Origin of the sequence: Demequina subtropica, from assembly GCF_000971235.1 — a bacterium.
In the GTDB taxonomy this organism is placed as follows: Bacteria; Actinomycetota; Actinomycetes; order Actinomycetales; family Demequinaceae; genus Demequina; species Demequina subtropica.
Map to the genome: position 1 here is coordinate 37,649 of NZ_BBMB01000003.1, position 26,415 is coordinate 64,063.

22 protein-coding genes are annotated in these 26,415 nt (G+C 73.3%); 9 read left to right on the forward strand and 13 right to left on the reverse strand.

From position 1 onward, the window contains the following. Positions 1 to 34: 34 nt before the first annotated feature. From AOM06_RS02725 to AOM06_RS02740, 4 genes are read right to left on the reverse strand one after another with little or no spacing between them, the layout of a single operon-like run. Positions 35 to 1,327, reverse strand: a complete 1,293-nt coding sequence (locus AOM06_RS02725; protein ID WP_062302379.1) for an allantoate amidohydrolase — start codon at positions 1,325 to 1,327, stop codon at positions 35 to 37. Then, the gene (locus AOM06_RS02730) at positions 1,324 to 2,550 is read right to left on the reverse strand and encodes a pyridoxal-phosphate-dependent aminotransferase family protein (protein ID WP_062302383.1); all 1,227 of its coding nucleotides are present in this window, start codon (positions 2,548 to 2,550) and stop codon (positions 1,324 to 1,326) included. Before AOM06_RS02730 ends, AOM06_RS02725 begins: the two co-directional genes overlap by 4 nt. Positions 2,551 to 2,577: 27 nt before the next feature. After that, on the reverse strand, positions 2,578 to 4,158 hold the full coding sequence (locus tag AOM06_RS02735; RefSeq protein ID WP_062302385.1) for an AtzH-like domain-containing protein: 1,581 nt from the start codon (positions 4,156 to 4,158) through the stop codon (positions 2,578 to 2,580). Then, a complete protein-coding gene (locus AOM06_RS02740) occupies positions 4,155 to 5,243 on the reverse strand; it encodes an acetamidase/formamidase family protein (RefSeq protein WP_062302388.1) in 1,089 nt (362 codons plus the stop codon). Before AOM06_RS02740 ends, AOM06_RS02735 begins: the two co-directional genes overlap by 4 nt. 113 nt (positions 5,244 to 5,356) lie before the next feature. Here AOM06_RS02740 and AOM06_RS02745 point away from each other — a divergent pair, with 113 nt between their 5' ends. Both AOM06_RS02745 and AOM06_RS02750 read left to right on the forward strand, forming a co-directional pair. After that, positions 5,357 to 6,061, forward strand: coding sequence for a YoaK family protein (locus tag AOM06_RS02745; protein ID WP_228372827.1), 705 nt, complete (start codon positions 5,357 to 5,359; stop codon positions 6,059 to 6,061). A 141-nt stretch (positions 6,062 to 6,202) separates the two neighbouring features. Next, positions 6,203 to 6,649: an Hsp20/alpha crystallin family protein gene (locus tag AOM06_RS02750; RefSeq protein WP_062302391.1), complete on the forward strand. Its 447-nt coding sequence runs from the start codon at positions 6,203 to 6,205 to the stop codon at positions 6,647 to 6,649. Between the two features lie 35 nt (positions 6,650 to 6,684). On the opposite strand, the gene AOM06_RS02755 is transcribed toward AOM06_RS02750, so the two are convergent. Continuing rightward, complete coding sequence (locus AOM06_RS02755) at positions 6,685 to 9,663, reverse strand: AfsR/SARP family transcriptional regulator (protein ID WP_062302394.1); 2,979 nt, start codon at positions 9,661 to 9,663, stop codon at positions 6,685 to 6,687. A gap of 54 nt (positions 9,664 to 9,717) precedes the next feature. Between AOM06_RS02755 and AOM06_RS02760 the strand changes: the two genes are divergently transcribed. Then, positions 9,718 to 10,059: a hypothetical protein gene (locus AOM06_RS02760; protein WP_062302397.1), complete on the forward strand. Its 342-nt coding sequence runs from the start codon at positions 9,718 to 9,720 to the stop codon at positions 10,057 to 10,059. A 4-nt stretch (positions 10,060 to 10,063) separates the two neighbouring features. On the opposite strand, the gene AOM06_RS02765 is transcribed toward AOM06_RS02760, so the two are convergent. After that, complete coding sequence (locus tag AOM06_RS02765) at positions 10,064 to 10,657, reverse strand: gamma carbonic anhydrase family protein (RefSeq protein WP_062302888.1); 594 nt, start codon at positions 10,655 to 10,657, stop codon at positions 10,064 to 10,066. A 115-nt stretch (positions 10,658 to 10,772) separates the two neighbouring features. After that, positions 10,773 to 11,849 carry an SDR family NAD(P)-dependent oxidoreductase gene (locus AOM06_RS02770; protein ID WP_062302399.1) on the reverse strand — a complete coding sequence of 359 codons (1,077 nt, stop codon included), beginning with the start codon at positions 11,847 to 11,849 and terminating at the stop codon, positions 10,773 to 10,775. A 224-nt stretch (positions 11,850 to 12,073) separates the two neighbouring features. Between AOM06_RS02770 and AOM06_RS02775 the strand changes: the two genes are divergently transcribed. After that, positions 12,074 to 12,622 carry a TetR/AcrR family transcriptional regulator gene (locus tag AOM06_RS02775; RefSeq protein WP_062302402.1) on the forward strand — a complete coding sequence of 183 codons (549 nt, stop codon included), beginning with the start codon at positions 12,074 to 12,076 and terminating at the stop codon, positions 12,620 to 12,622. Positions 12,623 to 12,642: 20 nt separating this feature from the next. Here AOM06_RS02775 and AOM06_RS02780 read toward each other — a convergent pair whose 3' ends face one another. The 6 genes from AOM06_RS02780 to AOM06_RS02805 form a co-directional block, all read right to left on the reverse strand. Then, on the reverse strand, positions 12,643 to 13,683 hold the full coding sequence (locus AOM06_RS02780) for a LacI family DNA-binding transcriptional regulator (RefSeq protein WP_062302405.1): 1,041 nt from the start codon (positions 13,681 to 13,683) through the stop codon (positions 12,643 to 12,645). Positions 13,684 to 13,740: 57 nt separating this feature from the next. After that, the gene (locus AOM06_RS02785) at positions 13,741 to 14,559 is read right to left on the reverse strand and encodes a carbohydrate ABC transporter permease (RefSeq protein ID WP_082105273.1); all 819 of its coding nucleotides are present in this window, start codon (positions 14,557 to 14,559) and stop codon (positions 13,741 to 13,743) included. 56 nt (positions 14,560 to 14,615) lie between these two features. Next, on the reverse strand, positions 14,616 to 15,623 hold the full coding sequence (locus tag AOM06_RS02790) for a carbohydrate ABC transporter permease (RefSeq protein ID WP_062302413.1): 1,008 nt from the start codon (positions 15,621 to 15,623) through the stop codon (positions 14,616 to 14,618). An 86-nt stretch (positions 15,624 to 15,709) separates the two neighbouring features. Continuing rightward, the gene (locus AOM06_RS02795) at positions 15,710 to 17,050 is read right to left on the reverse strand and encodes an ABC transporter substrate-binding protein (RefSeq protein ID WP_228372828.1); all 1,341 of its coding nucleotides are present in this window, start codon (positions 17,048 to 17,050) and stop codon (positions 15,710 to 15,712) included. Positions 17,051 to 17,312: 262 nt separating this feature from the next. After that, positions 17,313 to 18,389, reverse strand: a complete 1,077-nt coding sequence (gene mnmA, locus AOM06_RS02800; RefSeq protein WP_062302419.1) for a tRNA 2-thiouridine(34) synthase MnmA — start codon at positions 18,387 to 18,389, stop codon at positions 17,313 to 17,315. Positions 18,390 to 18,555: 166 nt separating this feature from the next. Further along, positions 18,556 to 19,338: an IclR family transcriptional regulator gene (locus tag AOM06_RS02805; protein ID WP_062302421.1), complete on the reverse strand. Its 783-nt coding sequence runs from the start codon at positions 19,336 to 19,338 to the stop codon at positions 18,556 to 18,558. A gap of 77 nt (positions 19,339 to 19,415) precedes the next feature. Here AOM06_RS02805 and hutH point away from each other — a divergent pair, with 77 nt between their 5' ends. The 5 genes from hutH to hutI are packed head-to-tail and all read left to right on the forward strand — an operon-like array spanning position 19,416 to position 26,402. Next, complete coding sequence (gene hutH / locus AOM06_RS02810; protein ID WP_062302424.1) at positions 19,416 to 20,975, forward strand: histidine ammonia-lyase; 1,560 nt, start codon at positions 19,416 to 19,418, stop codon at positions 20,973 to 20,975. 10 nt (positions 20,976 to 20,985) lie between these two features. After that, on the forward strand, positions 20,986 to 22,677 hold the full coding sequence (gene hutU / locus AOM06_RS02815; RefSeq protein ID WP_062302428.1) for a urocanate hydratase: 1,692 nt from the start codon (positions 20,986 to 20,988) through the stop codon (positions 22,675 to 22,677). Further along, positions 22,677 to 23,927 (forward strand): allantoate amidohydrolase, encoded by a 1,251-nt coding sequence (locus AOM06_RS02820; RefSeq protein ID WP_062302431.1) that lies wholly within the window; start codon positions 22,677 to 22,679, stop codon positions 23,925 to 23,927. The genes hutU and AOM06_RS02820 overlap by 1 nt, the downstream gene beginning before the upstream one ends. Then, positions 23,924 to 25,231, forward strand: a complete 1,308-nt coding sequence (locus AOM06_RS02825; RefSeq protein WP_062302436.1) for a formimidoylglutamate deiminase — start codon at positions 23,924 to 23,926, stop codon at positions 25,229 to 25,231. The genes AOM06_RS02820 and AOM06_RS02825 overlap by 4 nt, the downstream gene beginning before the upstream one ends. After that, positions 25,221 to 26,402, forward strand: coding sequence for an imidazolonepropionase (gene hutI / locus AOM06_RS02830; protein ID WP_062302439.1), 1,182 nt, complete (start codon positions 25,221 to 25,223; stop codon positions 26,400 to 26,402). Before AOM06_RS02825 ends, hutI begins: the two co-directional genes overlap by 11 nt. Positions 26,403 to 26,415: the final 13 nt, after the last annotated feature.

Here is a 26,415-nt window from a genome sequence, read left to right on the forward strand (position 1 = left end):
GCGCATGGCACCACGCGGCGGGGCCGTGCCGGGATCAGCCCGGCGCACCGTCCGTCATGCGATGCGCGACCGCGAGCACCGCCGCCTCGAAGGCGTCGATCGCGAGCGCCACGTCCTCGACCGTGACCGACTCGTCCGGATGGTGGCTCACCCCGCCGTTGCCGTTGCGGACGAACAGCATCGCATACGGCGCGAGCGCGGCGATCGCCATCGCGTCGTGACCCGCCTTGGACAGCAGCTCCATCGGCTCCCGCTCGCCCGTCGCGACGGTCACGCCGTGCTCGATCGCCTCGCTCAGGCGCCGCTCGGTCGAGGTCGCGCGCGCCTCGTGCCGAAGCGTCTCGGTGAAGGTGAGCCGACGCTCGCCGGCCGCGGCGACGGCGCGCGTGCGGATCTCCTCCCACGCCTTGTCGCGGTCGGCGTCCGTGGCCGCGCGGACGTCGAGCGAGAAGTCGGCGCGGCCCGGGATGACGTTCGCCGCGCCGGGGAGCACCGCCATCTGACCCACCGTCCCGACCACGCCGTGCTCGAGCGCGACCTGCTCGACCGCGATCGCGGTCTCCGCGGCGCCGAGGAGCGCATCGCGCCGGTGGCGCATCGGCACCCCGCCCGCGTGGCCGGCCTCGCCCTCCATCGCGAGGTCGAAGCGCTTGGCGCCCATGATCCCCGACACCACGCCGAGCGGACGGCCCGCATCGAGCAGCAGCGGACCCTGCTCGATGTGCGCCTCGAGGTAGCCCACCACGGCCGCCGGGTCGAGCGCCGCGTCCGCGACCGCCTCGGGGTCGAGCCCGAAGTCCGCGAGCGCCTCGCGCATCGTCACCCCGTCGCCGTCCGCAAGGTCCAGCCACTCCGGATCCCAGGTCCCGGCGACGGCGCACGACCCGAGCAGGGTGCGCCCGAAGCGCACCCCCTCCTCGTCCGCGAAGCCCAGCACCTCGATCGCGAACGGGAGCGCGACTCCGTGATCGTGGAGGCGTCGCACCACCGCGATCGCGATCATCACGCCGAGGATGCCGTCGTAGCGACCCGCGTCGGGCACGGTGTCGAGGTGCGATCCGAGCATCAGCACGGGCGCATCGGGCGTCGCGCCGGCGTACGAGCCGCGCGCGTTGCCGGCCTGGTCCTGCCACGCGCGCATGCCCGCCGCCTCGATCCACTCGGACACCTGGGCGTTCGCGGCGGCGTGCTCACGCGACAGGTACACGCGCTCGATCCCGCCCTCCATCGAGGAGATCCCCGCGAGCACGTCGCACCGTCGCAGCGCCTCGCGCGCGTCCTCGAGCGACGCGCCGGCGCTCGCCGCCGCACGCCTGGCGCGCCTCATGCGACGCCTCCGTACAGGTCCAGCGCCGCGTCGACGCCTCCGCCCGCGGGCACGGGGTGGCCCTGACGCCGGAGCACCGCCTCGAGGGACGCGAGCGTCGTGAGCACCGCATCCGTCCTCGCGTTGTAGCCCATGGTGCCGATGCGCCACACGCGCCCCGCGAGCGGCCCGAAGGACGTGCCGATCTCGATGCCGAAGTCGCGCAGCAAGGAGCCGCGCACGGCCTCGCCGTCGACGCCGTCCGGGATCACCACCCCGACCACGTTGGCCATCTTGTGCTCGCGGTCGCCATACACCTCGAGCCCGAGGCCCTCGACGCCGGCGAGCATCGCGCGCCCGTGAAGCAGGTGACGCTCCTGATAGGCGGGAAGCCCTGCCTCGAGGATGATCCGCGCGCACTCGCGCGCGCCGTAGAGCATCGTGGTCGCTTCGGTGTGGTGGTTGAGCCGGCGCGGGGACCAGTAGTCGAAGATCATCGCGAGGTCGAGGTAGTTCGAACGGATCGGGTGCGCCGTCACGGGGTCCCCCGCGTCGCGGATCCCGGCCTCGATGGACCGCCGCGCCTCGATCACCTCGACCGCGCGCGGGGAGAACGTCGCGGGCGCGGAGCCCGAGGGCCCGCCCAGGCACTTCTGCAGCCCCGCGGTCGCGGCGTCCACGCCCCACGCGTCCGTGGGGAACGGGTTGCCGCCGAGCGTCGCGGTGACGTCCGCGTAGAGCAGGCACTCGAAGCGGTCGCACAGCTCCCGCAGGCCGTCGAACGGCTGCATCATCGTGGTCGAGGTGTCCCCGTGGACCATGGCGAGGACCTTGGGGCGGACACGCTCCATCGCCGCCGCGATGTCCTCGAGCGGGACCACGGTGCCCCAGGGCGCGTCCACGGTGCTCACCTCCGCACCGCATCGCTCCGCGATCTCCACCAGGAGGTGCCCGAAGCGCCCCATCACCGGGACCAGCACCCGATCGCCGGGCTCGAGCAGCGACACGAGCGCCGCCTCGATCGCGCCGCGGGACGTGGTGTCCACCAGCAGCGTCTGCTGGTTCTCGGTCTCGAAGACTCCGCGGTACAGGTCCATGACCTCGTTCATGGCCGCGGTCATGTACGGGTCGTACTGCCCCACCAGCTGCGCCGACATCGCTCGCAGCACGCGCGGGTCGGCCGTGATGGGACCGGGGCCCATGAGCAGGCGCGCGGGCGGGTCGATCGGGCCTGGCAGGGACATGGGGCCTCCGCGAAATGTTGATGTGACTTACACAGTGTGCCCGAGCGATGTTTCACCTGGATTGCGCAGGACCGCCTCGAGCGCGAGCCCCTTCTCGATCAGGTCGAGGTCGGAGCCGCGCGGCCCGACCAGGCACACGCCGACCGGACCGGCGAAGGTGTCCAGGAGCGGCACCGAGAGGGCGGGACGGCCCGTGAGGCCCGCGATCGCGGTGATCGAGAGCGTGGCCCGACGGCGCTCCTCCAGCTCGGACTCGTGCGCCCCGAGCGACGGCGCCGACGACGACGCCGAGGGGATGACCAGGACGGCGTTGCCGAGCGCGAGGTCCAGCTCCGCGGCGAGGATCCCCGCGTCGGCGAGCGCATCCTCCTCCTGGCTCGCCGTGACGGAGCGCGCGAAGTCGAAGCGCGCCTGGATGTCGGGAGCGAGGGCACCGGGATGCGACTCGACCCACTCGCCGTCGGAGGCCCATGCCTGCGCCGACTGCGTGACGCGGAACGCCGTGAAGAGCTGGTCGAGCGGCGGCACGTCCACCGGCGCCACCCGCATCTGCGCGACGGCGAGCCTCGCGAGCACCGCGTCGAAGGAGGCACGCACCCCGGCGGTGCACGCCATCATCACGGCCGGGGCCGCGAGCAGGGACGAGTCGGCGCGCACCTGCGGCTCGCCGGCGAGGCCCACCTTGGCGACCCTGCGCATGGTCTCGCCGTCACGCGTGAGCCAGCCGACGGTGTCGTAGCGGGGCGCCAAGGGCGCGACCCCGTCGAGGCTCACCGCGCCATGCGTGGGACGCAGCCCCCACAGCCCCTGATACGAGGCGGGGATCCGGATCGAGCCGGCCGTGTCGGTGCCGAGGCCGATGCTCGCGTGGCCCAGCGCCACGGCGCTCGCCGGCCCCGAGCTCGAGCCGCCGGGGATCGCCCCCGGCACGGCAGGGTTGGGCGGGGTGCCGTAGTCCGGGTTGAGCCCCGCGATCGAGTACGCGAACTGATCCGTCTGCGCGATCCCGGTCACGCTCGCGCCCGCGTCGAGCAGCGCCTGGACCGCCGGCGCGGTCACGGTCTCCACCGGAGCCTCCGCGAGGTAGGTCTTCACCCCGACCCCGATCCGCTGGCCCGCGATCGCGAAGAGGTCCTTCACGGCGACGGTCTCGCCGGCGAGCGCCCCCTGGGAGGCGCCCGCGACCAGCGGGTTGCCGGCGACCCTCCAGATGCGAGGGTCGAGCACCGGGGCCGGCGCGGCCACGAGCGCGGCGGCGATGCGCCACACCCCGTCCGATGACCGCCGCCACAGCTGGGTCACCACGCCGCGCCCCCCGGACGTCGGCTTGTTGACGGAGACCACGTGCGCGGCATCCGCACCCGCGAGGTGGATGCGCAGCTCGAGCACCTCCCGCGCGCCCGCGCCGCCGCGTCGCGCCCGGAACCCCGTGATGCGATCGTGGCCGGACAGGAGGCCCGACCTGTCCACGCGCAAGGTGTCGGGCCCGCGCTCGAACGCCTCCGCGAGCGCCTCCAGGTCGTCGGCGACGAGCGCCGCCTCGTAGGCGCGCACCGCCTCGACCAGGCCCTCGGGCGGCTCGGCGCCCCCCTCGACATGAACCCTCATCGGACCTCCTCGAAGTCGGCACGGCGGATGCGGGCGTGGACCCCTGTGACCAGGTCCACCACCTGCGAGATCTCGAAGTCCGTCGCGGCGGACAGGTACGCGTACGCGAGGTGCGGCTCCATCCCGTAGCGGGCGCCCAGCAGCGCGATCGCCTGGCGGACGCACGCCCGCATCGCCTCGTCCAGGTCCGCGTCCATCCCGGTGGGCATGAGGTGCGTCGCATCGGCCGCGAGCGGCGAGGCCAGGGCGCCGAACTCGCGCGCCGCCTCGGCCGCGTCGACCACGTCGAGACGCACGCGCACGCGGAGTGACGCCTCGAGCGCCGTGAGCGCCACCTCGCCGTTCCCCTGGGCGAAGTGCGGATCGCCCACGTATGCGAGCGCGCCTTCGACCTGGACCGGGATGTGGAGCGTCGCGCCGGCCGTGAGATGGCGGATGTCGATGTTGCCGCCGTGGGGCCCCGGGGGCACCGAGTGCGCCCGCTCGTCGGTATCGGTCGCGACGCCCATGATCCCCAGGAACGGCGCGAGCGGGAAGCTCACGGACCGCTCGCCGCCGTCGCTGAGCGGCAGACGTCCGCGCCAGGTCCCGTCCGGATCCGGCGAGATGGGCGTAAAGACCGAGACGTCGTCCGGCCCCGCGGGCATCTCGCCGGGAAGGGCGCCGCGGCCGTGCCGGTTCGAGATCACGCCGTAGGGCACGCGCGGCGTCGCGTCGAGCAGCGTGATCGCGAGCAGGTCGCCCGGCCGGGCGCCGCGGACCTCGATGGGCCCCGTGACCACGTGCGGCCCGTCCCCCTCGGCGCGAGTGCGGGTCGCGGCGATCGCGATCGCGTCCTCGAGGACGTCCTCGGGCGCGACGCCGTGGCGCGCGAAGAACGCGAGCGGGTCGGAGCCCTGGTCCGGCAGGAGACCCTCATGGCTCACGGTGTCGATCACCAGCTCGGCACCGGGGTCCACCGCGAGGACGGGCACGTCGCCACGCGCCGGAAGCCTTCCCCAGTGCACCTGAGCGGGATCCGCGGCGAGGTACGGGACCCCGTCCACGCCGCGACCCGGCTGCAGTGTCCCCTGGTAGTCCCCCATGCGGTGTCCCCTCGGTGGCCGTTCCGGGCCGTGCCCTAGTCTTGGGCCGAGACTACAGCCGCCCCGCGTCGCATCCTCGGATCCCGATCGCGGCCGTCCCCATCGGAGGTCCCGTGCTCGACCGCATGCGCCGCAACCCCGCGAGCGCCCACCTGGGCCTCATGCTCGCGCTCACGTTCTCGACCGGCATCATCGACGCCGTCGGCTACCTGGGGCTCGACCGCGTGTTCACGGGCAACATGACGGGCAACGTGGTCATCCTCGGCATGGGTCTCGCGGGCGATACCGGGCTGCCGATCGTGGGCCCCCTCATCGCGCTCGCGGCCTTCATGGGCGGCGCCGCGGTCGGAGGCCGGGCGTTGCGCGGCGCGGAGGCCGCCTGGACGGCGCGCCACACCGTGCTGTTCGGCGCCGTCGGGCTCGCGATCGCGGCGGCCGCGGTGCCTGCCTCGCTGCTCGAGCCCGAGGAGACGGCGCTGCAGTACGCCATCACGGCCGCGCTGGGTCTCGCGATGGGCTGCCAGGCCGCGGCCGCGCGCCACGTCGCGGTCAAGGACGTCACGACCGTGGTGGTGACCTCGACGATCACCGGGCTGGCCTCGGACTCGGTCCTCGGCTCCGGCGGCGGGCAGCCGTGGAAGCGGCGCGCGGGGGCGATCGTGCTCATCGGCGCCGGCGCGCTCACGGGGGCGCTGCTGCTCAAGGCGCACATCGGGCTCGGGATGGCGCTGTCTGCGGTCCTCACGCTCGTGGTGGCGTGGCTCGGGCACGTGACGCACCCGAGCCGGCTCGCCCGCCTTCCCTACGACCAGGACTGAGAAGCGTCCCTCTATCAGGGAGAACACGAGGACTTGAGTCCTTGTCGCTCAAGTCCTATCCTGGCCTTGGAGCGCCATCGAGCGCTCGCCCGTGAGGGCGCCAACCCTTCCGGGCCACCCATCCTTGAAGGAGGTCAGATCATGGCACGAGAGGTTCTTCGTCGTTCGGTTCCGGCCGCTGCCGCCAGCCCGTGGCCGGACGATTTCCAGCGCATCGTCCAGCAGTTCTTCGGCGACACCGACACGGCGCTCGCGGGAGCCTTCTCCCCCGCCCTCGACGTCGAGGAGAGCGAGGACGGCTTCACGATGCACATCGAGCTGCCGGGCGTGAAGCCCGAGGAGGTCGACGTCTCGCTCGAGGAGAACGTGCTCACCGTGTCCGGCAAGCGCGACTTCTACGACGAGAAGGACGTCGAGGGCTTCCGACGGGTCGAGCGCCGCTTCGGCAGCTTCCACCGCGCCGTCCGCCTGCCCGACCGCGTCGACCCCGACCAGGTCGCCGCGACCTACAAGGACGGCCTGCTCACGGTCACGGTCGCCAAGTCCGAGGCCGCGAAGCCGCGCCGGATCCAGGTCAGCACCGACTGACCCTCGCCGAGGCCCGGGGGGTACGCTCCCGGGCCTCAGCCCGTCGCGGCACGGGCGCCGGCGATGACCCGGTCGAACGAGAGCGCTGCGCCCTCCCCCGCCAGTCGCGTGAACCCCTCGCGACCCAGGGCGTCCTCGGCCTCGCGTCGCGCGCTCGTCACGTCGCACGCGACGTGCCAGCGGAACGTGCGCATGCAGACGGACGAGGCGCCTAGCAGGCGCGCACGCTCCGCAGGGTCCTCGACCACGCCGGCAGCGACCTCGACGGCGTCGCCGAGCGGCAGCGCCCAGCCCGCCTCGTCCAGCATCTCGAGCCCCTCGGAGACGAGCTCCCTCGCCCGCTCGGGGCGACGCGCCTCCCAGGCGACGCGCGAGCCCGCGATGAGCGCCACGGCGAGCCTGTTGCCCCGTCCCAGCCCGCGCCAGCGCTCGAGCTCGCCGACGCATCGCGCCAGCGCGGCCTCGGGGTCGCCGCGGTGCGCGAGCAGCAGCGCGTCGGTCATGTCGACCCGCGCATGCATCTCCTCGAAGCCGTGGCGGACGCACAGGTCGCGCGCCCGCGCGTCGGCCTCCGCCGCCTCGTCGAGCCACGCACGGGGCCCCGCGGACGCGTCGACGTGCGCGGCGGCCAGCGCCTCGGCGAGGCCCGCGAGCAGCCCCGCCTCGGCCTCGGGATGCCCACCCGCGCGTGCGCAGGCCTCGCGCCCCAGCTCGTGAGACTCCGCGTAGAGCCCCTGATCCGCGAGCGCCGAGGCCCGCCAGTAGTCGACCCAGAGGCGACCCGCGGCGTCCTCGGTCTCCGCATACGCGCGGGCGGCGGCCGCGAGCCTGCTCAGGGCGACGTCGTGCCGCCCGTCGATGTTCGCGATCGCGCCGGAGAGCTGGAGCGCGGGTCCGGCCGCCGCGGGCTCGAGGGCCTCCAGCGCACCCGACGAGGCTAGCCGCTCGCCCCACTCGCTTTGCACGCCGTAGCGGCCGGTGTTGATGAGCGACCATCCCGCACCCGTGCCGATCCGTGCGGCGCAGGCCCAGTCCCCCCTCGCGAGCGCGCGATCGAACGCGAGCTCGGCGTCGAGGATCAGATCGTCGAGGCGGCGGTACCAGCGGGTCGTCTCGAACATGAGGCGCGCGCCCACTTCGCTCATGCTCGCCGCCACCCACTCGCCGTGGCGCTTCTCGACCCCGGGTGCATCGTCGCCGAGCCGCTCCGCCGCGAACTGACGCACGGTCTCGAGCAGCCGGAAGCGTCCGCCGGAGGAGCGCTCCACGACGGACGCGTCGACCAGGTCGCCCAGCGTCGCGATCAGCGAGGCGGCCTCGGTCCCCGGCTCCGCGCAGACCGTCACCACCGCATCCGCGGAGAACGGGGCCGCGAACACCGACAGGCGCGCGAGCAGGGAGCGCTGCGCATCGGTCAGCAGCTCATGGCTCCACGCGATCGCGGCCCGCAGCGTCCGATGGCGCGGCACCGCCGCGCCGCCGGACGTGAGCAGCACCAGGCTCGCCCCGAGGCGCTCGTCCAGCTCGGCGAGCGCGATGCCGCCGATGCGTGCCGCGGCGAGCTCGAGCGCGAGCGGCACCCCGTCGAGGCGGCGGCAGATCGCCGCGACGTGGACCGCGGCCGCGGCCGTGAGCTCGAGGTCCGGGTCGGCGCGGCGGGCCCGCTCGACGAAGAGTCGCCCGGACGCGCACGCCATCACCGCATCGGGGGTGTCCGCCGTCGGGACCCCGAGCGTGGGGATCCGCCATCGCTGCTCCCCCACCGCGTGGAGGGGCGTGCGGCTGGTGGTGAGCACCGCGACGCCCGGGCACGCGCCGAGCAGCGCGTCGATGAGCCGCGCGACGCCGTCCGCGACGTGCTCGCAGTTGTCGAGCACGAGGAGCGTGTCGGTGGGCGCGAGCCGCTCGAGCAGCACCGGCAGCGGCGTCCGCGCGATCTGCTCGGGGAGGCCGACCGCGCGCATCGTGTGCTGCACCACCCGCGAGCCGTCCGCGAGGCCGGCGAGGGACACCCACCGCACCTCGCGCGCGGACGATGCGAGGTGAGCGACGCGCAGCGCGAGGCGCGTCTTCCCCGAGCCTCCCGCGCCGACGATCGTGACGCACCGTTCGGTCGCGAGGAGGTCGGACACCCGCCCGAGCTCGTCCTCGCGACCGATGAGCGTGCCGCGCTCCGCGGGGAGCCACGCGGCTCCCGCGGTGCCCGCGCGACGAGGCGCGGCGGCCCGCACCGGCGTGGGGTCGGCGACGCGGCCGTCCTCGTGCGCACGCAGCAGCTCGAGGTACCGCCGCTCGATGGAGGGATCGGGTTCGACGCCCAGCTCGTCGGCGAGCGCCGCGCGGAGCCGCTCGTGCGCGCGCAGCGCATCGCCGCGCCGCCCGACCGCCGCGAGAGCCTCCATGAGGATCGCCCCGACGCGTTCATCCGAGGGCTCGCGCGACGCTCGCTCCTCGAGCTCGGGCACCGCCGCGGCCGCGGCGCCTTCCGCGACCTGCCGTTCGAGCCGAGCGACCCGCACGGCCTGGTGGAGCCCGTCGAGCCGCGCCGCCTCCGCCTCGGCGAACGGGAGCGCGACGTCGGGATACGGCGCACCCACGCGAAGCGCCGAGGCCGCCTCGAGCTGCTCGAGAGTCGCAGGGCAGGCGGCCAGGCAGGCGGCCGCGGCGTCCTCGAAGAGGCCGACGTCCACGTGCGCGCGGGGGAGGTCGAGGACGTAGCCGGCGGGGACGGTCCGCAGGACCCCGTCGCCCAGCAGCGGCCTCAGCTGCGACACATAGGTCTGGATCACCTTCGCGGAGCTGCGCGGCGGACCCCCGGGCCACATCGCCTCGGTGATCGCATCGACCGGCACGGGCCGGCCCACATGCGAGGCGAGCAGCGCGAGCAGGGCGCGGCGACCCGCCCCGGGAACCGGCGTCGGGACGCCGCCTCGCACGATCGCGACCTCGCCGAACGCGCGCACCGCGACGGCGGCGCCGTCCTGCGCCTCCGGCGTTGACCGCGTCTCGACCATGCGTCGACTCCCCCCGCGGAGGCTCGAGGCACCACCGTCCCGAAGGAGGAGATCATGAAGGCACCCGACACCACCCGCACACCCACCGTCCCCAGCACCCTAACCTCGGCCCCTGGCCCCGTGGTAGGGGCGGACGCGATCCGGATCCTCGGCGAGGCCACGGCCGAGACGTTCGCCCGCGTCACGCGCGCGCTCGCCGTCGCGGGGCTCGTGCTGCTCGCGGCCGTGCTCCTCGCGGCCGGTATCGGCGCCGTGGCGTCCGCGGCGCCCGCGATGGACCCGGCGGTCGACGACCTGTCGCCGCTCGGCGGCATGGTCGAGGGAGCGCTCGGCGACGCCGTCGACGATGTGCTCTCGCCCCTGTCCGGCCGCGCGGTCGACTCCTACATCGAGTAGGACGTCAACCGACGATCTCGTCCTCGGCGTGCGCCGCGTAGAAGTCGCTCTGGCCCCGGACGATCTCGCGCATCGTCGCGCCGCGATCGACGCCGTACACCGTGCCCGGGAAGTCGAGGCCCTGCTGGATCGCCCAGACCTCCTCGTGGCGGTCCGGGGGCAGCGTGGTCGCCGGGGTGCCGACCGCGATCCAGCCGATCGGCACCACCGTGCCGGCGGCGAGCGTCGTGTTGACCTGCACCACGCCGCGGATGCGCACCTCGCAGCCGGCCTCGATCACCGCGCCAGGGAAGATCGCGGCGCCGGTGGCGAGGAAGCACTCGTCCCCGACGCGTGCGCCGTTGAGATGCACGTGCGGCCCGATCACCACGGCGTCGCCGATCTCGACGTCGTGCCCGGCGCGCGCCTTCACCACCGCGTTCTCCATCACCACCACATCGGAGCCGACCACGATGCGGCCGTTCTCCGCGGTGAGCACCGCCCCGTGGAGGATGCGCACCCCGGGGCCGAGGGTGACGTCCCCCGAGACCACCGCCGTGGGGGCCACGGTCGCGGTCGGGTCGATGACGGGCGTCCTGCCGAGGTGTCTGACGATCATGCCGACCATCGTAGATACCTGCTTCGACACGCAACAGGGGCCCGGGACTGCCGCCCCGGACCCCTGCGCCCCCTCAGCGCGGCCCGGCCCGGAGGGACGTGCCGCACCCCACCCATCAGGCGGCGGACCAGCCGCCGTCCGAGGGAAGGATGGCGCCGTTGAGGTTGACACCGTCATCCGACAGCAGGAACGTGATCGACGCGGCGAGCTGGTCCGCGGCCACAGGCGTGGGCAGCACCGCCATCGCCGTGGTGATGCGCTCCTGCGCGAGCTCCGAGTCGAAGCGCGCCTCGATGTTGGTGATGACCGGGCCGGGGGCGACCGCGTTGACGCGGATCCCCGACGGTCCGTAGAGGAACGCGGTGCTCTTGGTCATGCCGACCACCGCGTGCTTGGACGCGGTGTACGCCACGCCCGCGGCCGAGCCGCGCAGCCCTGCCTCCGACGCCACGTTGACGATCGACCCCGCGCCCGCCTCGAGCATGAGCGGCAGCACGGCGCGCGAGAGCCTCATCACGCCCTCGACGTTGACCGCGAACACGCGCGACCAGACCTCGTCGGACACCTCGTGGAGACCGGTCATGTTGTCCATGATCCCCGCGACGTTCGCGAGCGCGTCGATGCGCCCGCCCGCAGCCTCGAGCACGCGCGCGATGTCCTCCTCCCGGGTGACGTCGGCAGTGACCGTGGCGATGTCGAGACCGTCGAGCTCCGAGGCGAGGCCCTCGAGCCGCTCCTGGGAGATGTCGAGCGCGATCACCCGGCCGCCCTCGCGGGCCACGCGAGCCGCGGTGGCGCGCCCGATGCCCGAGCCCGCGCCGGTGACCACCACGGTCTTGCCGGTGAAGCGGCCCTCGGTGATGCGCTCCTGCCACTCGGGAGCCTCGACGGGCTCCTCCGCCTCGACGGACGATGCGGGGGCGGCGGGGATGGACGGCGCGGCGGGGATGGACGATGCGGCGGGGTCCGCGGCGCGGCGCGCGGTCTCCGCGATGAGGCCGTCGAGCAGCTCCTGGCTGAAGCGGCCTCCCGAGATCTTGACGAGCTTGTTCATGGAGAAGCGCTTGACGGGCGCGAGGGTTCGCTCGGACTGGCCGGCCTCGGCGAGCATCTCACGCATCACCTCGCCCGCGACGGGGTGGGCGAGCCAGTCGGCGACCTTGGTGTCTCCGGTGGGAAGGGTGGTGGGCATGACTTCCTCTCAGTGGGGGCTGGAGAGACTGCGCACGGCGCGCGCGGCGTGCGATGCGCGGACGGCTCCGGGGAAAGCCGAAGGGACGCCGGTCGACATGCCCGTGCCCGGGGTGCGGCGCGTCTCGCGCACGCCCCCTGCGTGGGACAGGCATCGGCCGATCATGACGCTCCCTCTGCTACCGGACATCCTTGTCCGGTAGCACCACCCTATACATTCGAGCCATGGTGACCAAGGCGAACCGCGGGCCGAGCGCGGCGGCGGAGAACCGCGCGGCGCTCGTCGCCGCCGCGCGCGACGTTTTCGCTGAGCAGGGGGTCGACGGCCCCATCTCGACCGTCGCGCGCCGCGCGGGGGTGGGCCAGGCGAGCCTGTACCGCCACTTCCCCACGCGCGAGTCGCTCGCGTATGCGGTGTTCGACGAGAACCTCGACGCGATCGAGAGGCTCGCGGCGGACCCCGCGGCGACGCTCCGCGACGTGACGGACCTCATCACGCATCAGATCGAGGGCAGCGCCGCCGTCATCGCCTTCGCGTCGCGCGACGAGGGACCGGAGATGCGCGCGCTCGAGCGCAGGACCGCGCGCGCCATCGCGGCCAAGGTGGACGCGGCCAAGGTCGAGGGGGTCCTCGCGCAGAGCACCACCGTCGAGGACCTCATGCTCGCCATCGGCATGCTGTCCTCGCTGATCGCCGGGCTCCCGGCGGCCGAACGCCACAGGCGCGTCGAGCAGGCATGGGCCCTGCTCATGCGGGGGCTCGGGCCGGCGTAGCCGGCTCCCAGCGGCGCCCTCTACGCGGAGTCGCGCACCACCAGCTCGAGCGGCATGATCAGCTCGCGCGGCACGCTCTCGTTGCCCCGCAGCACCTCGATGAGCGTGTCCGCCATGTGCCAGCCCATCTGGCGCGACGGCTGCCGCACGGTGGTGAGGCCCACCTTGGTGGACACCGCCGCCGCGCTGTCGTCGAAGCCCACGATCGCCATGTCCTCCGGGATGCGGATGCCGCGGTCGAGCAGCACCGGGATCGCCCCCGAGGCCATGAGGTCGGACGCGATGAACACGCCGTCGACCGGCTCGCGCCAGTCGAGGATCTCGCGCATCGCGTTCGCGCCGCCGAACATCGTGAAGTCGCCGTCGACCACGGGACCGGCGGCCACGCCCGCCGCATCGAGCGCGCGCCGCCACCCCGCGAGGCGGTCGAGCGAGCTCTGCATCGTGAGCGGACCCGCGATGGTCGCGATGCGGCGGCAGCCGCGGTCGATCAGGCGCTGCGTGGCGATCGCGCCACCGGCGACGTTGTCGACGTCGACCACGTAGGTGTCCGAGCCCGCGATCGCGGAGCGTCCGCCGTAGACCACGGGGAGCGACTCGGTGAGGCGCCGGAGGAACCGGTCGCTCGTGTGGTGCGAGACCACGATCGCCCCGTCGACGGCGCCGCCACCGAGGTAGCGCATCGTCTTCCCGCTCGGGTCGTGGTTGGCGATCATGAGGTTGAGGACGTAGTCGGAGTCCTCGAGGCGGGCGTCGATGCCCGCGACGATCTCCGCGAAGAAGAGGTCGCCGAAGAACCTGTTGACGTCCTCGGGCGCGACCAGCGCGATGGCCTGCGACTGCTGGCTCGCGAGCGAGCGTGCGGCCCGGTTGGGCACGTAGCCCAGCTCCTGCACCGCCTTGCGGACGGCCTCCGCGATGGGCGGCGAGACCGAGGTCGAGCCGTTGACCACGCGCGAGACCGTCGCACGCGAGACGCCGGCACGGGCGGCGACCAGCTCGAGCGTGGGCGGCGGGGTACGCCCCGGGGCGCTCACGGTCGGCTCCTTGTCGGCGGGCATGGGGACATCCTTGCGGATGCCGCACCATGCCCGCCGCAGGCGCGAGACATGTCGCGCCTAGCCCTTCACCGCCCCCGCCATGATGCCGGAGACGAGCTGGCGCCCGGCGAACATGAACAGGAGGAGCAGCGGCACCGTTGCCAGCAGGACGCCCGCGAGCACGAGCGAGTAGTCGACGAAGTAGTTGGCCTGGAGGATCGACAGCGAGACCGGCAGCGTCGGGTTGGTCGAGTCGAGCACGATGTACGGCCACATGAAGTTGTTCCAGCTCGTGACGAACGTGAAGAGGAACAGCATCGCGGCGGCCGGCCGCGCCGCGGGAAGGCCCACGTGCCAGAAGGTCCGGATCATCGAGCAGCCGTCCACGCGCGCCGCCTCGATGAGCTCGGTCGGGAGCGACTGGGAGATGTACTGCGTCATCCAGAACACGCCGAACGCCGTCACGAGCCCGGGGATGATCACCGCGCCGATCGAGCCGGTCCAGCCGAACTTCTGCATGAGGATGTACAGCGGCACGATGCCGAGCTGGACGGGCACCGCCATCGTCGCGACCACCGCGACCAGCAGCGGGCCCGAGCCCTTGAACCGGAGCTTCGCGAAGGCGTAGCCGGCGAGCGTGGAGAGCACCACGGTCGACACCGCCATCGTCGTGGAGACGATGATCGAGTTGCTCAGCGCCTTCCAGAAGTTGACCGCCGGGTTGTTGATCACCGTGGAGGCGTTCTCGAGGAAGTTGCCGCCGGGCCACCACGACATGTTGGGGTCGTTGATGGTGAAGCGGTCGCCCGAGGCGATGAGGAACGACCAGTAGAACGGGAACACCGACGCGATGAGGAAGACGGCCAGCGACGCGTAGACGAACCAGCCGGGGCGCATCGTCGAGACGGCGGCCGCACCCTGCTTGGTGCGCTTGAGGGGGTTGGTGATGGTGGTCACTTGGTCACCTTCTTCGGCTTCTTCGGCGCTGTGCCGGCGTCGCTCGCGATGAACCGCTGCGTCACGAGGAAGTTGAGCAGCCCGAAGGCGACGATGATGAGGAACAGGATCCACGCGACCGCTGCGGCGCGACCGAAGTTGAACTGCCCCCAGCCCGTGTTGTAGAGGTACAGCGTGATGGTCTCCCACTGATGGTTGGAGCCGCCCTGACCGTTCGTGTCGTACATGCGCGGCTCGTCGAAGATCTGCAGGCCGCCGATGGTCGAGGTGATGATGACGAAGATCATCGTCGGGCGGATCTGCGGGAGCGTGACGGAGAAGAAGCGGCGCAGCGTGCCGGCGCCGTCGATCGCGGCGGCCTCGTAGAGGTCGCGCGGGATGGCCTGCATCGCGGCCAGCAGGATCAGGGCGTTGTAGCCGGTCCAGCGGAAGTTGACCATCGTCGCGATCGCGAAGTGGCTGGGGATCACGTCGACGTGCCAGCGGATGCTGTCGATCCCGATGTCGTTGAGCAGCGAGTTGATGAGGCCGTAGCGGTCGCCGAACATGTTGGAGAAGATCAGCGCCACCGCGACGGGGGCCACCACGTAGGGCAGCAGCACGCCCATGCGCCAGAAGGTCTTGGCACGGATGTTCTTGTCGAGCATCGCGGCGATGAAGGTGGCGATGATCACCTGCGGCACCGAGGACAGCAGGAAGATCGAGAAGGTGTTGCGCAGGGAGAGCCAGAACTCACGGTCCTGCAGCACGAACTGGAAGTTCTCGAAGCCGGTGTACGTGCCCGTGTTGCGCACGAGGTCCCAGTCCTGGAACGCGATGAAGGCGGTGTAGACGATCGGGAAGAGCCCGACGACCGCGAAGACGATCCAGAACGGCGCGATGTAGAGGTACGGCGAGAGCTTGACGTCGAGCCTGCCGAGCCGCTGGCGCCAGGTGAGCGGCATGCGCTGGCGCTCCGGCCCCTGCGGCGGCGTGGCCTGCGCCTGGGGGGTGGTGGTGGTCATGAGGTGGGTTCCCTGCTGCTGGTGACGATGCGGGCGACAGGTGCGGGCCGCCTCCCGTGGGAGACGGCCCGCACCGGTTCAGCGTGTCAGCCGATCGCCGTGACGTCGGCCTCGAACTGCGCCCACGACTCGTCCGCGGTCATGACGCCCTCGTCCACGCGACGGAGCGCGTTGACCATGGCGTCATTGACCTCGAAGTAGTGGGGTCCCTTGTAGGGCGCCACCGCGACCGCCGCGGCGCGCTCGGCGAAGATCTCACCGGCGGGCGCGTCGTTGAAGTAGGCGCGGGTGTAGGTGGTGACGTCCTCGGACGCCGCCGCGCTCTCGGAGCTCGGGAAGGCGCCGACGTTCGCGAACGCCTTGGCCTGCTGCTCGGGAGCGGTGAGCCACGCGGCGAACGCGGTGGCCGCCTCGACGTTCGCGCCGGCGGCGGGGACGGTCAGGTACGAGCCGCCCCAGTTGCCGCCACCGTTCGGGAACGCGTTCGCGATGTCCCAGTTGCCGTCGGGGGCGTTGCCCTCGATGACACCGAGCATCCACGACGGGCAGGGCATCGCGGCGAAGTCGCCGTTGGCCATGCCGGCCGCCCAGTCGTCGCCCCACTGCTGGAGGCCGGCGGAGATGCCCTCGGCCGACGCGGCGGTGAGGGTGTCGTAGACCTCCTTCACCTCGGGGTTGTCGAGCGCGATGATCTCGTCGGTCTCCGGGTCCTCGTACGGCGCCTCGAGCTGGCCGATCATGGCCTGCAGGACGGCCGCGTTCTCCTCGTAGAAGCCCTTGCCGGTGGCGTCGGTGTACTCCTTGCCGAGGGCCATGAAGTTGTCCCAGTCGCCGTCGATCGCGGCCGACATCGCGTCGGACGAGGCGTCCATGCCGGCAGCCTCGATCGCGTCGACGTTGTAGCAGATCGCCTCGGGGCCGATGTCGGTGCCGTAGCCGATGAGACGGCCGTCGGCGTCGGTGGCCGCGTCGATCTTCCACTGCAGCCAGTCGCCGTCGGGCGAGCCGCCCGTGAGGTCCGCCAGCAGGTCCGAGTACGTCATGGCCTCGGGCAGCCAGTCGACCTCGATCGCCTCGACGTCGGCGAGGCCGCCGGGGCCCAGCTTCGTGAAGAAGTTCTCACGGGCCGTGTTCGACGTGTCGGCGACGTTGTAGACGATGGTGACGTTGGGGTTGAGCTCCTGGTACTCCGCGATGAGGTCGTACGCGTAGTCCGCGCCGCCCTCGGAGTCGGCCGAGTAGCCGAACTGGTTGAACGTCGCGAGGGTCAGGGTGATCTGCTCCTCCGAGGTGGAACCGCCGTCGGTCCCGCCTGCGGTGCTGGAGCTCTCCGGGTCGCTGCTGTCGCTGCAACCTGCGAGAGCAAGGGCAAGGGTCGCGGCTCCCGCGGCGAACCCGAGGGTGGTCTTGCGTCGTGAGAGGCTCACGTTCACTCCTTTGTGTCCGTACTGCTGTGTGGTGAGCATGAGAGCGCTCTCGCTGTGAGAGCGCTCTCTCGCATCGCCATCAACGTATTGCTCCGGGAGACGGCTGTCAAACCGTTTCGACCGCGGTTCCGCATTCGTATCCGAAACGTTACGAAGCCGTGACCGGGGCGCAGTCACATCGGCGGAGAGTCGCCCGAGGACCGTCATCGTCCCTGGTAAAACCGTCTTTCCATCGATGGAGGATGGACGTCCGGGAGAGCGGTCAGCGCGCGATGGTCGCCTGCCCGAGGACGCGCGAGCCGCGGTAGATCACGAGCGACTGACCCGCCGCGACGCCGCGCATCGGCTCCGTGAGAGAGACGTTCACGCGCCCATGATCGCGTTTCACGGTGGCCGCCACGGGCGTGCCGTGCGCGCGCACCTGCACCTCGCACGCCGTCGGATCCGTCGCCGGCACGTCGGGCGCGAGCCACACCACGGCGTCGCCGACGAGCTCGCGGACGCTCAGCAGCGTCTCGGGCCCGACGGTCACCACGTTGCGCGCGGTGTCGATGCCCGTGACGTACCGAGGCGCGCCGTCGGCGGCGGGGCGCGGAAGCCGCAGCCCCTTGCGCTGGCCCACGGTGTACGCGTAGGCGCCGGCGTGGGCGCCGACCACGGCGCCGGTCTCGTCGACGATCTCCCCCGGCCGCTCCCCCAGCTCGCGCGCGAGGAAGCCCTGGGTGTCGCCGTCCGCGACGAAGCAGATGTCGTACGAGTCCGGCTTGTTCGAGACCCCCAGCCCGCGCGCGACCGCCTCGGCGCGCACCTCGGCCTTCGACGCCACCGTGCCGAGCGGGAACATCGCCCGGGCGAGCCGCTCGGGGCCCATGACGGCCAGCACGTAGCTCTGGTCCTTGGCAAGGTCCGCGGCGCGGTGAAGCTCGCGCCCCCCGTCCTCCCGCACGTCGATGCGCGCGTAGTGGCCCGTGCACACCGCGTCGAAGCCGAGCGCGAGGCCGCGCTCGAGCAGCGTGTCGAACTTGATGTGCTCGTTGCACCGGACGCACGGGTTCGGTGTGCGGCCCGCGGCGTACTCGCTGAGGAAGTCCGCGACCACCGTGTCGTGGAACTCGTCGCTCAGGTCCCACACGTAGTACGGGATGCCGAGCTTGTCGGCGGCGCGCCGCGCATCGTTCGCGTCCTCGATGCTGCAGCACCCGCGCGAGCCCGTGCGGTGCTCGGCACGGCTGCGCGAGAGCGCCATGTGGACACCGACCACGTCGTGCCCCGCGTCGACCGCTCGCGCCGCCGCGACGGCGGAGTCGACCCCGCCGGACAGGGCGGCGAGCACGCGCATGGGGGACCTCCTCGGGACGGACCCCACAAGTGTACGAGCCGCCTCATGCGCGGCTCCGCCACACCGCGGGGGCCCGCACGGGCTCCATCCGCGCCCCAGCGCCCGGACACGCCGACGACACGCCGGGCCGTGTGTGGCGGAGCCGCAGATCCGTGTGGCGGAGCCGTCAGCGGCGGCCGATGCGGCGCTCGAGCTCGGCGGCCTCCCTCACCACGGCGGCCACGAGCGCCTCGCGCCCAGCCGGGTCGACGCGATCCGCCGGGAACGTCACCGCGATCGCCGCGACCGGCCACCCTGCATGGTCGCGCACCGGGACCGCGACGGACGCGAGGCCCCGCGTCACCTCGCCGTCCTCCTGCGCATGGCCGCGCGCCCGGGTCTCGCGCACGAGCTCCTTGAGCGCGCGGTACGTCGACGGCAGCCCCGGCGCGACCCCGGCGAACGCGTCGCGGCCCGGGTAGTTCGCCCGCAGCTGCGCATCGGGGAGCGCGGCGAGCAGCGCGCGACCCGTGGCGGTCGCGAGCGCGGGGAGGCGCACCCCGACGTCCGTGATGAGCGGCGGCCGCCGCGGGGCGCGCTCCTCCACCAGGTAGACCACGTCGCGGCCGCTCAAGACGGCGAGGTGCGCCGACTCCCCCACCCGGTCCACGAGCGCGGCGAGCACCGGAGCCCCGAGCCTCGCGAGCGGCTGCTGACGCGAGAAGCCCGAGCTGAGCTCGTAGGCCGCGACGCCGAGCCCGTACCGCCCCTCCTCCGGCAGGTGCACCACGTAGCCGTGGTCGACCATCGCCGCGAGCTGGCGGTACAGCGAGGCACGCGGGATCGCGAGCGCCGCCGCGAGCGCGCCCGCCGTCACGGGACCGCGCTGACGCGCGAGGAACGTGAGCAGCGCGAGCGCCTGGTCCACCGCCGGAGCCGCCGGGCGTCCCGTCGCACGTGTGTCAGCCATGCGTCCAGTCTCACATATGAGACACGATCAGCATCGCCCGCGCGTCGCCGCGCCCGCGCGCGCAGTTCCATGGAGACATGACCCTCACCGACACCACCCTGACCGTCCGCGTCGGCCGCGGGGCCGTCTCCCTCTCGGACGTGGTCGCCGTCGCGCGGCACGATGCGCGCATCGAGATCGCCCCCGACGCGCTCGCCGCCATGGCCGAGTCCCGCGCCGTGGTCGAGGCGCTTGCGGCGGACCCCGAGCCGCACTACGGCGTCTCGACCGGCTTCGGGGCGCTCGCCACCACGTTCATCGATCGCGACCGCCGCGCCCAGCTCCAGCTGAGCCTGGTGCGCTCGCACGCCGCCGGCTCGGGTCCCGAGGTCGAGCGCGAGGTGGTTCGGGCGCTCACGCTCCTGCGCCTGTCGACGCTCCTCACGGGTCGCACGGGCGCGCGCCCGCTCGTGGCGGAGACCTACGCCGCGATGCTCAACGCGGGGATCACGCCCATCGTGCACGAGTACGGCTCGCTCGGCTGCAGCGGTGATCTCGCACCGCTGAGCCACGTCGCGCTCGCCGCGATCGGCGAGGGTCCCGTCCGCGACGCCGCCGGGACCCCGATGAACGCGCGCCACGCGCTCGCCGCGGCGGACATCGCGCCGCTGCACCTCGAGGAGAAGGAGGGCCTCGCCCTCATCAACGGCACGGATGGCATGCTCGGCCAGCTGGCCCTCGCCCTCGCCGACCTCGACACGCTCGTCAGCACCGCGGACATCACCGCGGCGATGAGCGTCGAGGCGCTGCTCGGCTCGGACTCGCCCTTCGCGGCGGACCTCCAGTCGCTGCGCCCGCACCCGGGGATCGCCGCGGCGGCCGCGAACATGCGCCGCGTGCTCGCGGGCTCGCCCATCGTCGCGAGCCACCAGACACCCGAGTGCACGCGCGTCCAGGACGCGTACTCGCTGCGGTGCGCGCCTCAGGTGGCCGGCGCGGTGCGCGACACGCTCGCCCACGCCCGCATCGTCGCCGAGCGCGAGCTCGCCGCCGCGGTCGACAACCCCGTCATCACGATCGACGGCCGCGTGGAGTCCAACGGCTCCTTCCACGGCGCCCCGGTCGCGTACGCGCTGGACTTCCTCGCGATCGCCGTCGCGGACCTCGCGTCCATGTCCGAGCGTCGCATCGACCGCATGCTCGACCCCGCGCGCAGCCACGGCCTCCCGCCGTTCCTCGCGCACGAGGTCGGCGTCGACTCGGGCCTCATGATCGCCCAGTACACCGCCGCCGGTGTGGTGAGCGAGATGAAGCGCCTCGCCGCTCCCGCCACGGTCGACTCGATCCCCTCCTCGGCGATGCAGGAGGACCACGTGTCGATGGGCTGGCACGCGGCGCGCAAGCTCCGCACCGCCGTCGACGGCCTGTCGCGCGTGCTCGGCATCGAGCTCATGACCGCCTCGCGGGCCCTCGCCCTGCGCGCCCCCCTCGCACCCTCCGACGCGACCGGCGCCGCCGCCGCGTGCCTCGTCGACGCCGCCAAGCCGGGCGCCGACCGCTTCCTCTCCCCCGACATCGACGAGGCCGTCGACGCCGTCCGCACGGGCACCGTGCTGCGCGCCGTCGAGGACCGCATCGGCCGTCTCGACCACGCCTAAGGAGCTCCCCATGACCGAGACCCCCGCACCCGCCCGCACCGTCCGCGCCGCGCGCGGCAGCGAGATCACCGCGAAGTCCTGGCAGACCGAGGCGCCGATGCGCATGCTCATGAACAACCTCGACCCCGAGGTCGCCGAGCGTCCCGAGGACCTGGTGGTCTACGGCGGCACCGGCCGCGCCGCCCGCTCGTGGGAGGCGTACGACGCGATCGTCGCGACGCTCAAGGACCTCGAGTCCGACGAGACCCTGCTGGTCCAGTCCGGCAAGCCCGTGGGCGTGTTCCGCACGCACGAGTGGGCGCCGCGCGTGCTCATCGCGAACTCGAACCTGGTGGGCGACTGGGCGACCTGGCCCGAGTTCCGCCGCCTCGAGGCGCAGGGCCTCATGATGTATGGCCAGATGACCGCGGGCTCGTGGATCTACATCGGCACGCAGGGCATCCTCCAGGGCACGTACGAGACGTTCGCCGCCGCGGCACGCCAGCGCGCCGAGCGCGAGGGCCGCGACCCGCGCACCGCCTCGCTCCAGGGCACGCTCACGCTCACCGGCGGCGCCGGCGGCATGGGCGGCGCGCAGCCGCTCGCCGTGACGCTCAACGAGGGCGCATGCCTCATCGTCGACGTCGACGCGAGCCGCCTCGAGCGCCGCGTCGCGCACGGCTACCTCGACGTGGTCGCCTCCGACCTGGACGATGCGGTGGCCCAGGCGGTCGCCGCGAAGGACGAGGGCCGCGCGCTGTCCGTCGGCGTCGTGGGCAACGCCGCCGAGGTCTTCCCCGAGCTGCTGCGCCGCGGGGTCCCGATCGACCTGGTCACGGACCAGACCTCGGCCCACGACCCGCTGAGCTACCTGCCCATCGGCTACACGGTCGAGGAGTGGCACGCGCGCGCCGAGGCCGACCCGGAGGGCTTCACGCGCGACGCCCGCGCGGCCATGGCCGCGCATGTCGAGGCGATGGTCGGCTTCATGGACGCCGGCGCCGATGTGTTCGACTACGGCAACTCGATCCGCGCCGAGGCTCAGCTCGGCGGCTACGACCGCGCCTTCGCCTTCCCTGGCTTCGTGCCCGCGTACATCCGCCCGCAGTTCGAGGAGGGCCGTGGGCCGTTCCGCTGGGCCGCGCTCTCGGGCGACCCCGAGGACATCGCGAAGACGGACCGCGCGCTCATGGAGCTGTTCCCCGAGCACGAGTCGCTCCACCGCTGGCTCAAGGCCGCGGGCGAGAAGGTCCACTACGAGGGCCTGCCGGCGCGCATCTGCTGGCTCGGCTACCAGGAGCGCCACCTCGCGGGCCTCAAGTTCAACGAGATGGTCGCGTCCGGCGAGCTGTCCGCGCCGATCGTCATCGGCCGCGACCACCTCGACTCGGGCTCGGTCGCCTCGCCGTACCGCGAGACCGAGGCGATGAAGGACGGCTCGGACGCGATCGCGGACTGGCCGCTGCTCAACGCGCTGCTCAACACCGCCTCGGGCGCGACGTGGGTGTCGCTGCACCACGGCGGCGGCGTCGGCATCGGCCGCTCGATCCACGCCGGCCAGGTGACCGTCGCCGACGGCACCGACCTCGCGGCGGAGAAGATCGCGCGCGTCCTGGTCAACGACCCGGGCACCGGCGTGATGCGCCACGTCGACGCCGGTTACGAGCACGCCAAGGACGTCGCGCGCGAGCGCGGCCTCCGCGTCCCGATGCTGGACGCGTGATGGCGGACGTGCAGGCACCCCCGGTCCTCGACGCCGTCGCCGCGCTGGCCGAGCTCGCCCCCATCGGGGCGGACCCGGTGCGCGGCGGCTGGTCCAGGCATCTGCTCGACGACGCCGACCGCGCGATGCGCGCGTGGTTCGTGCGCACGGCCGAGTCGCTCGAGCTGACGGTCGAGACCGACGCGAACGCCAACCAGTGGGCGACGTGGGCGCCGCACGGGGCGACCGGCCCGGCCGTCGCCACCGGCTCCCATCTCGACTCGGTCCCCGGCGGCGGGCCGCTCGACGGGCCGCTCGGCGTGGTCTCGGCGCTCGTCGCGGTGTCGCGGCTGATGGCCGAGGGGCACACCCCGTCGCGACCGATCGTGGTCGCGAACTTCGCCGAGGAGGAGGGCGCTCGCTTCGGCGTCCCCTGCCTCGGGTCGCAGCTGCTCGCGGGCGACATCGACACCGACCGCGTGCGCGCGCTCGTCGACACCGCGGGCGTCACCTATCCCGAGGCCATGGCGGCGGCGGGGCACGACGCGGCGGCGATCGGCCACGACGCGGCGCGGCTCTCCTCGATGGCGCTCTACCTCGAGCTCCACGTCGAGCAGGGCTGCCAGCTGGCGCCGCTCGGGCATCCGGTCGGGCTCGCGACCAGCATCCTCGCGCACGGCCGGTGGAGGGTCACGCTCACGGGCCGCGGCGACCACGCCGGCGCGACCGAGCTGGGCTCGCGCCACGACCCGATGCTCGTCGCGGCCGCGGCCGTCCAGTCTGCTCGCGCCCGCGCGGTCGGGTCGGACCCCGTCACGCGCTCGCGCGCCACGGTGGGCAAGCTCCAGGTGGTGCCCGGCGGCTCGAACGCGATCGCCTCCGAGGTGCGGCTCTGGCTCGACGCGCGCGCCGAGCACGACGCCGATGTGCGCGACCTGGTCGCACGCATCGTCGGCGACATCGAGGCGGCGGGACGCGCCGAGGGCTGCGAGGTGACCGTCGCCGAGGAGTCGTTCTCGACCCGGGTCGCGTTCGACGGCGACCTCACCGACCGCATCGCCGCCGCGCTCGAGCCGAGGTTCGGCGACGCGCCTCGTATCCCCACCGGTGCGGGCCACGACGCCGGCATCCTCTCGGCGCACCTGCCGAGCGCGATGCTGTTCGTGCGCAACCCCGACGGCGTGTCGCACTCGCCGCTCGAGGGCGCGGCCGACGAGGACGTCCGGGCGGGCGTCGACGCGCTTGCCGCGGCGTTGCGGGCCCTCACGTGAGGATCGCCTGCAAGCGGCTCGTCACGCGGGACGAGGTGATCGACCACGCGGTCGTCGACCTCGACGACGCGGGGCGCGTGCTCACGGTCGAGCGTGATCTCCCCGACGCCCGGGCCGACCACCGGCTCGGGCTCGTGATCCCCGGCCTCGCGAACACCCACAGCCACGCGTTCCACCGGCTGCTGCGCGGGCGCACGCACGCCGGCGGGGGCGACTTCTGGCAGTGGCGCGAGACGATGTACCGCGTCGCGGGGGCGATGGACCCGGACCGCATGCGCGCGGTCGCGACCGCCGTGTACTCCGAGATGGTCGCGGCGGGCTACTCCGCGGTAGGCGAGTTCCACTACCTCCACCACCGCCCCGGCGGGCTGCCGTATGCGGAGCACGCCATGGAGATGGCGCTCGCGGAGGCCGCCGCCGAGGCTGGGATCAGGCTCACCCTGCTCGACACCGTCTATTTGCGGGCCGGGTTCGGGAAGCCGCTCGAGGACCCGCAGCTGCGCTTCTCCGACGGCACCGCCGAGCGCTGGCTCGACCGCTGGAACGCGTTGCGCGGCGCGATGGCGACCGCGCACCCGGAGGTGACGATGGGCGCCGCGATCCACTCGGTCCGCGCCGTCGCCCCGGAGGACCTGGGGCTCGTGGTGGGCGGGCTGCCCGCGGACGCGCCGCTCCACGTCCACCTGTCCGAGCAGCCGGCCGAGAACGCCGACTGCGTCACCGCGACGGGCATGACCCCCACGGTGCTGCTCGACCTCACCGGAGCGCTCGCCGCCCGCACCACCGTGGTGCACGCGACGCATCTCACGGATGCCGACATCGCGCGGCTGGGGGCGGCGCGGGTCTCGGTGTCGGTGTGCCCCACCACCGAGGCCGACCTGGGCGACGGGCTCGGGCACGCCACCGAGCTCCACGCCGCGGGCGCGCGGCTCACGGTGGGATCGGACCAGAACGTGGTGATCGACCCGTTCGACGAGGTCCGCCGCCTCGAGGGAGGCGCCCGCCTCGCCTCGGGCCGTCGCGGGGTGCTCCCGCTGCCGGTGCTGTGGGATGCCGCGACCACGGCGGGCCACGCGTCGCTGCGACCGGGCACGTCCACGGGGATCCGCCCGGGCGACGAGCTCGACCTGGTCGCCCTCGCGCCCCGGTCCGCGCGCCTCGCGGGCGCCCGCCCCCACGAGCTGCTGGGCGTCGCCGCGGCCGATGACGTGGTCGCGAGCGTCGTGCGCGGCAGGTACCAGGAGTCATCGGCCCTGCGCGAGCGCGCATGGCAGGCGTTCGAGGAGGCATCGCATGGCGAGTGAGGTGATCACCGGCATCGGCGCGCTCGCGACGATGCACGAGGGCGAGGGGACCCTGGGGCTCCTTCGCGATGCGGCCGTCGTGATCGACGCCGGCCGCATCGCGTGGGTGGGTCCGTCGGGATCGGCCCCCGCCGCGGACCGGGCGACGGACGCCGCCGGCGCGGCGGTGATCCCCGGCTTCGTCGACTCGCACACCCATGCCGTGTTCGGCGGCGACCGGACCGCCGAGTTCGACGCCCGCATGTCGGGTGCCGCGTACACCGCGGGCGGGATCCGCTCGACGGTCGCGGCGACGCGGGCCACCCCCACCGAGGAGCTCGCGGCGAGGACGCACCGGCTGCTCACCGAGGCGCTGCGCTCCGGCACCACCACCGCCGAGGTCAAGAGCGGCTACGGACTCGACGTCGAGACCGAGCGGCGCCTCCTCGAGGTCGCCTCGCGCTTCACCGACGAGGTCACGTTCCTGGGTGCGCACGTGGTCGCCCCCGAGCTGGCGGACCGCCGCGCGGAGTACGTCGACCTGGTCGCGGGCGCGATGCTGACCGAGGCGGCTCCCCTGGCGCGCTGGATCGACGTGTTCTGCGAGGAGGGCGCGTTCGAGGTCGACGAGACGCGGCGCATCCTCGCCGCGGGGCGGGAGGCGGGCCTGGGTCTGCGCCTTCACGCGAACCAGCTGACGATGTCCGGCGCGGCCGCGCTGGGCGTCGAGATGGGCGCCGCGAGCATCGACCACTGCACGTTCCTGTCCGACGAGGACGTGGAGGCCCTCGCCTCCTCCGACACCGTCGCGACGTTCGTGCCGGGGGCCGAGTTCTCGACGCGCCAGCCGTACCCCCGCATCGAGCGGCTGCGCGACGCCGGAGCGACCTGGGCGATCGCCTCGGACTGCAACCCGGGGTCGAGCTACACGACGTCGATGCCGTTCTGCATCGCGCTCGCGGTGCGCGAGATGGGCATGAGTCCGGGCGAGGCCGTGCGCGCCGCGACCCTCGGCGGCGCGCAGGCGCTGCGCCGCGAGGACGTCGGGCGGATCGCGGTCGGCGCATGCGCGGACCTGGTGATGCTGTCCGCGCCGGATCCCGTGCACCTGGCGTACCGGCCCGGGGTCCAGCTGGTCGACCGGGTGTGGCGCGGAGGGGTCGAGACGCGGGAGTGGACGCCCCGGGACTGACGTACGGACGCGA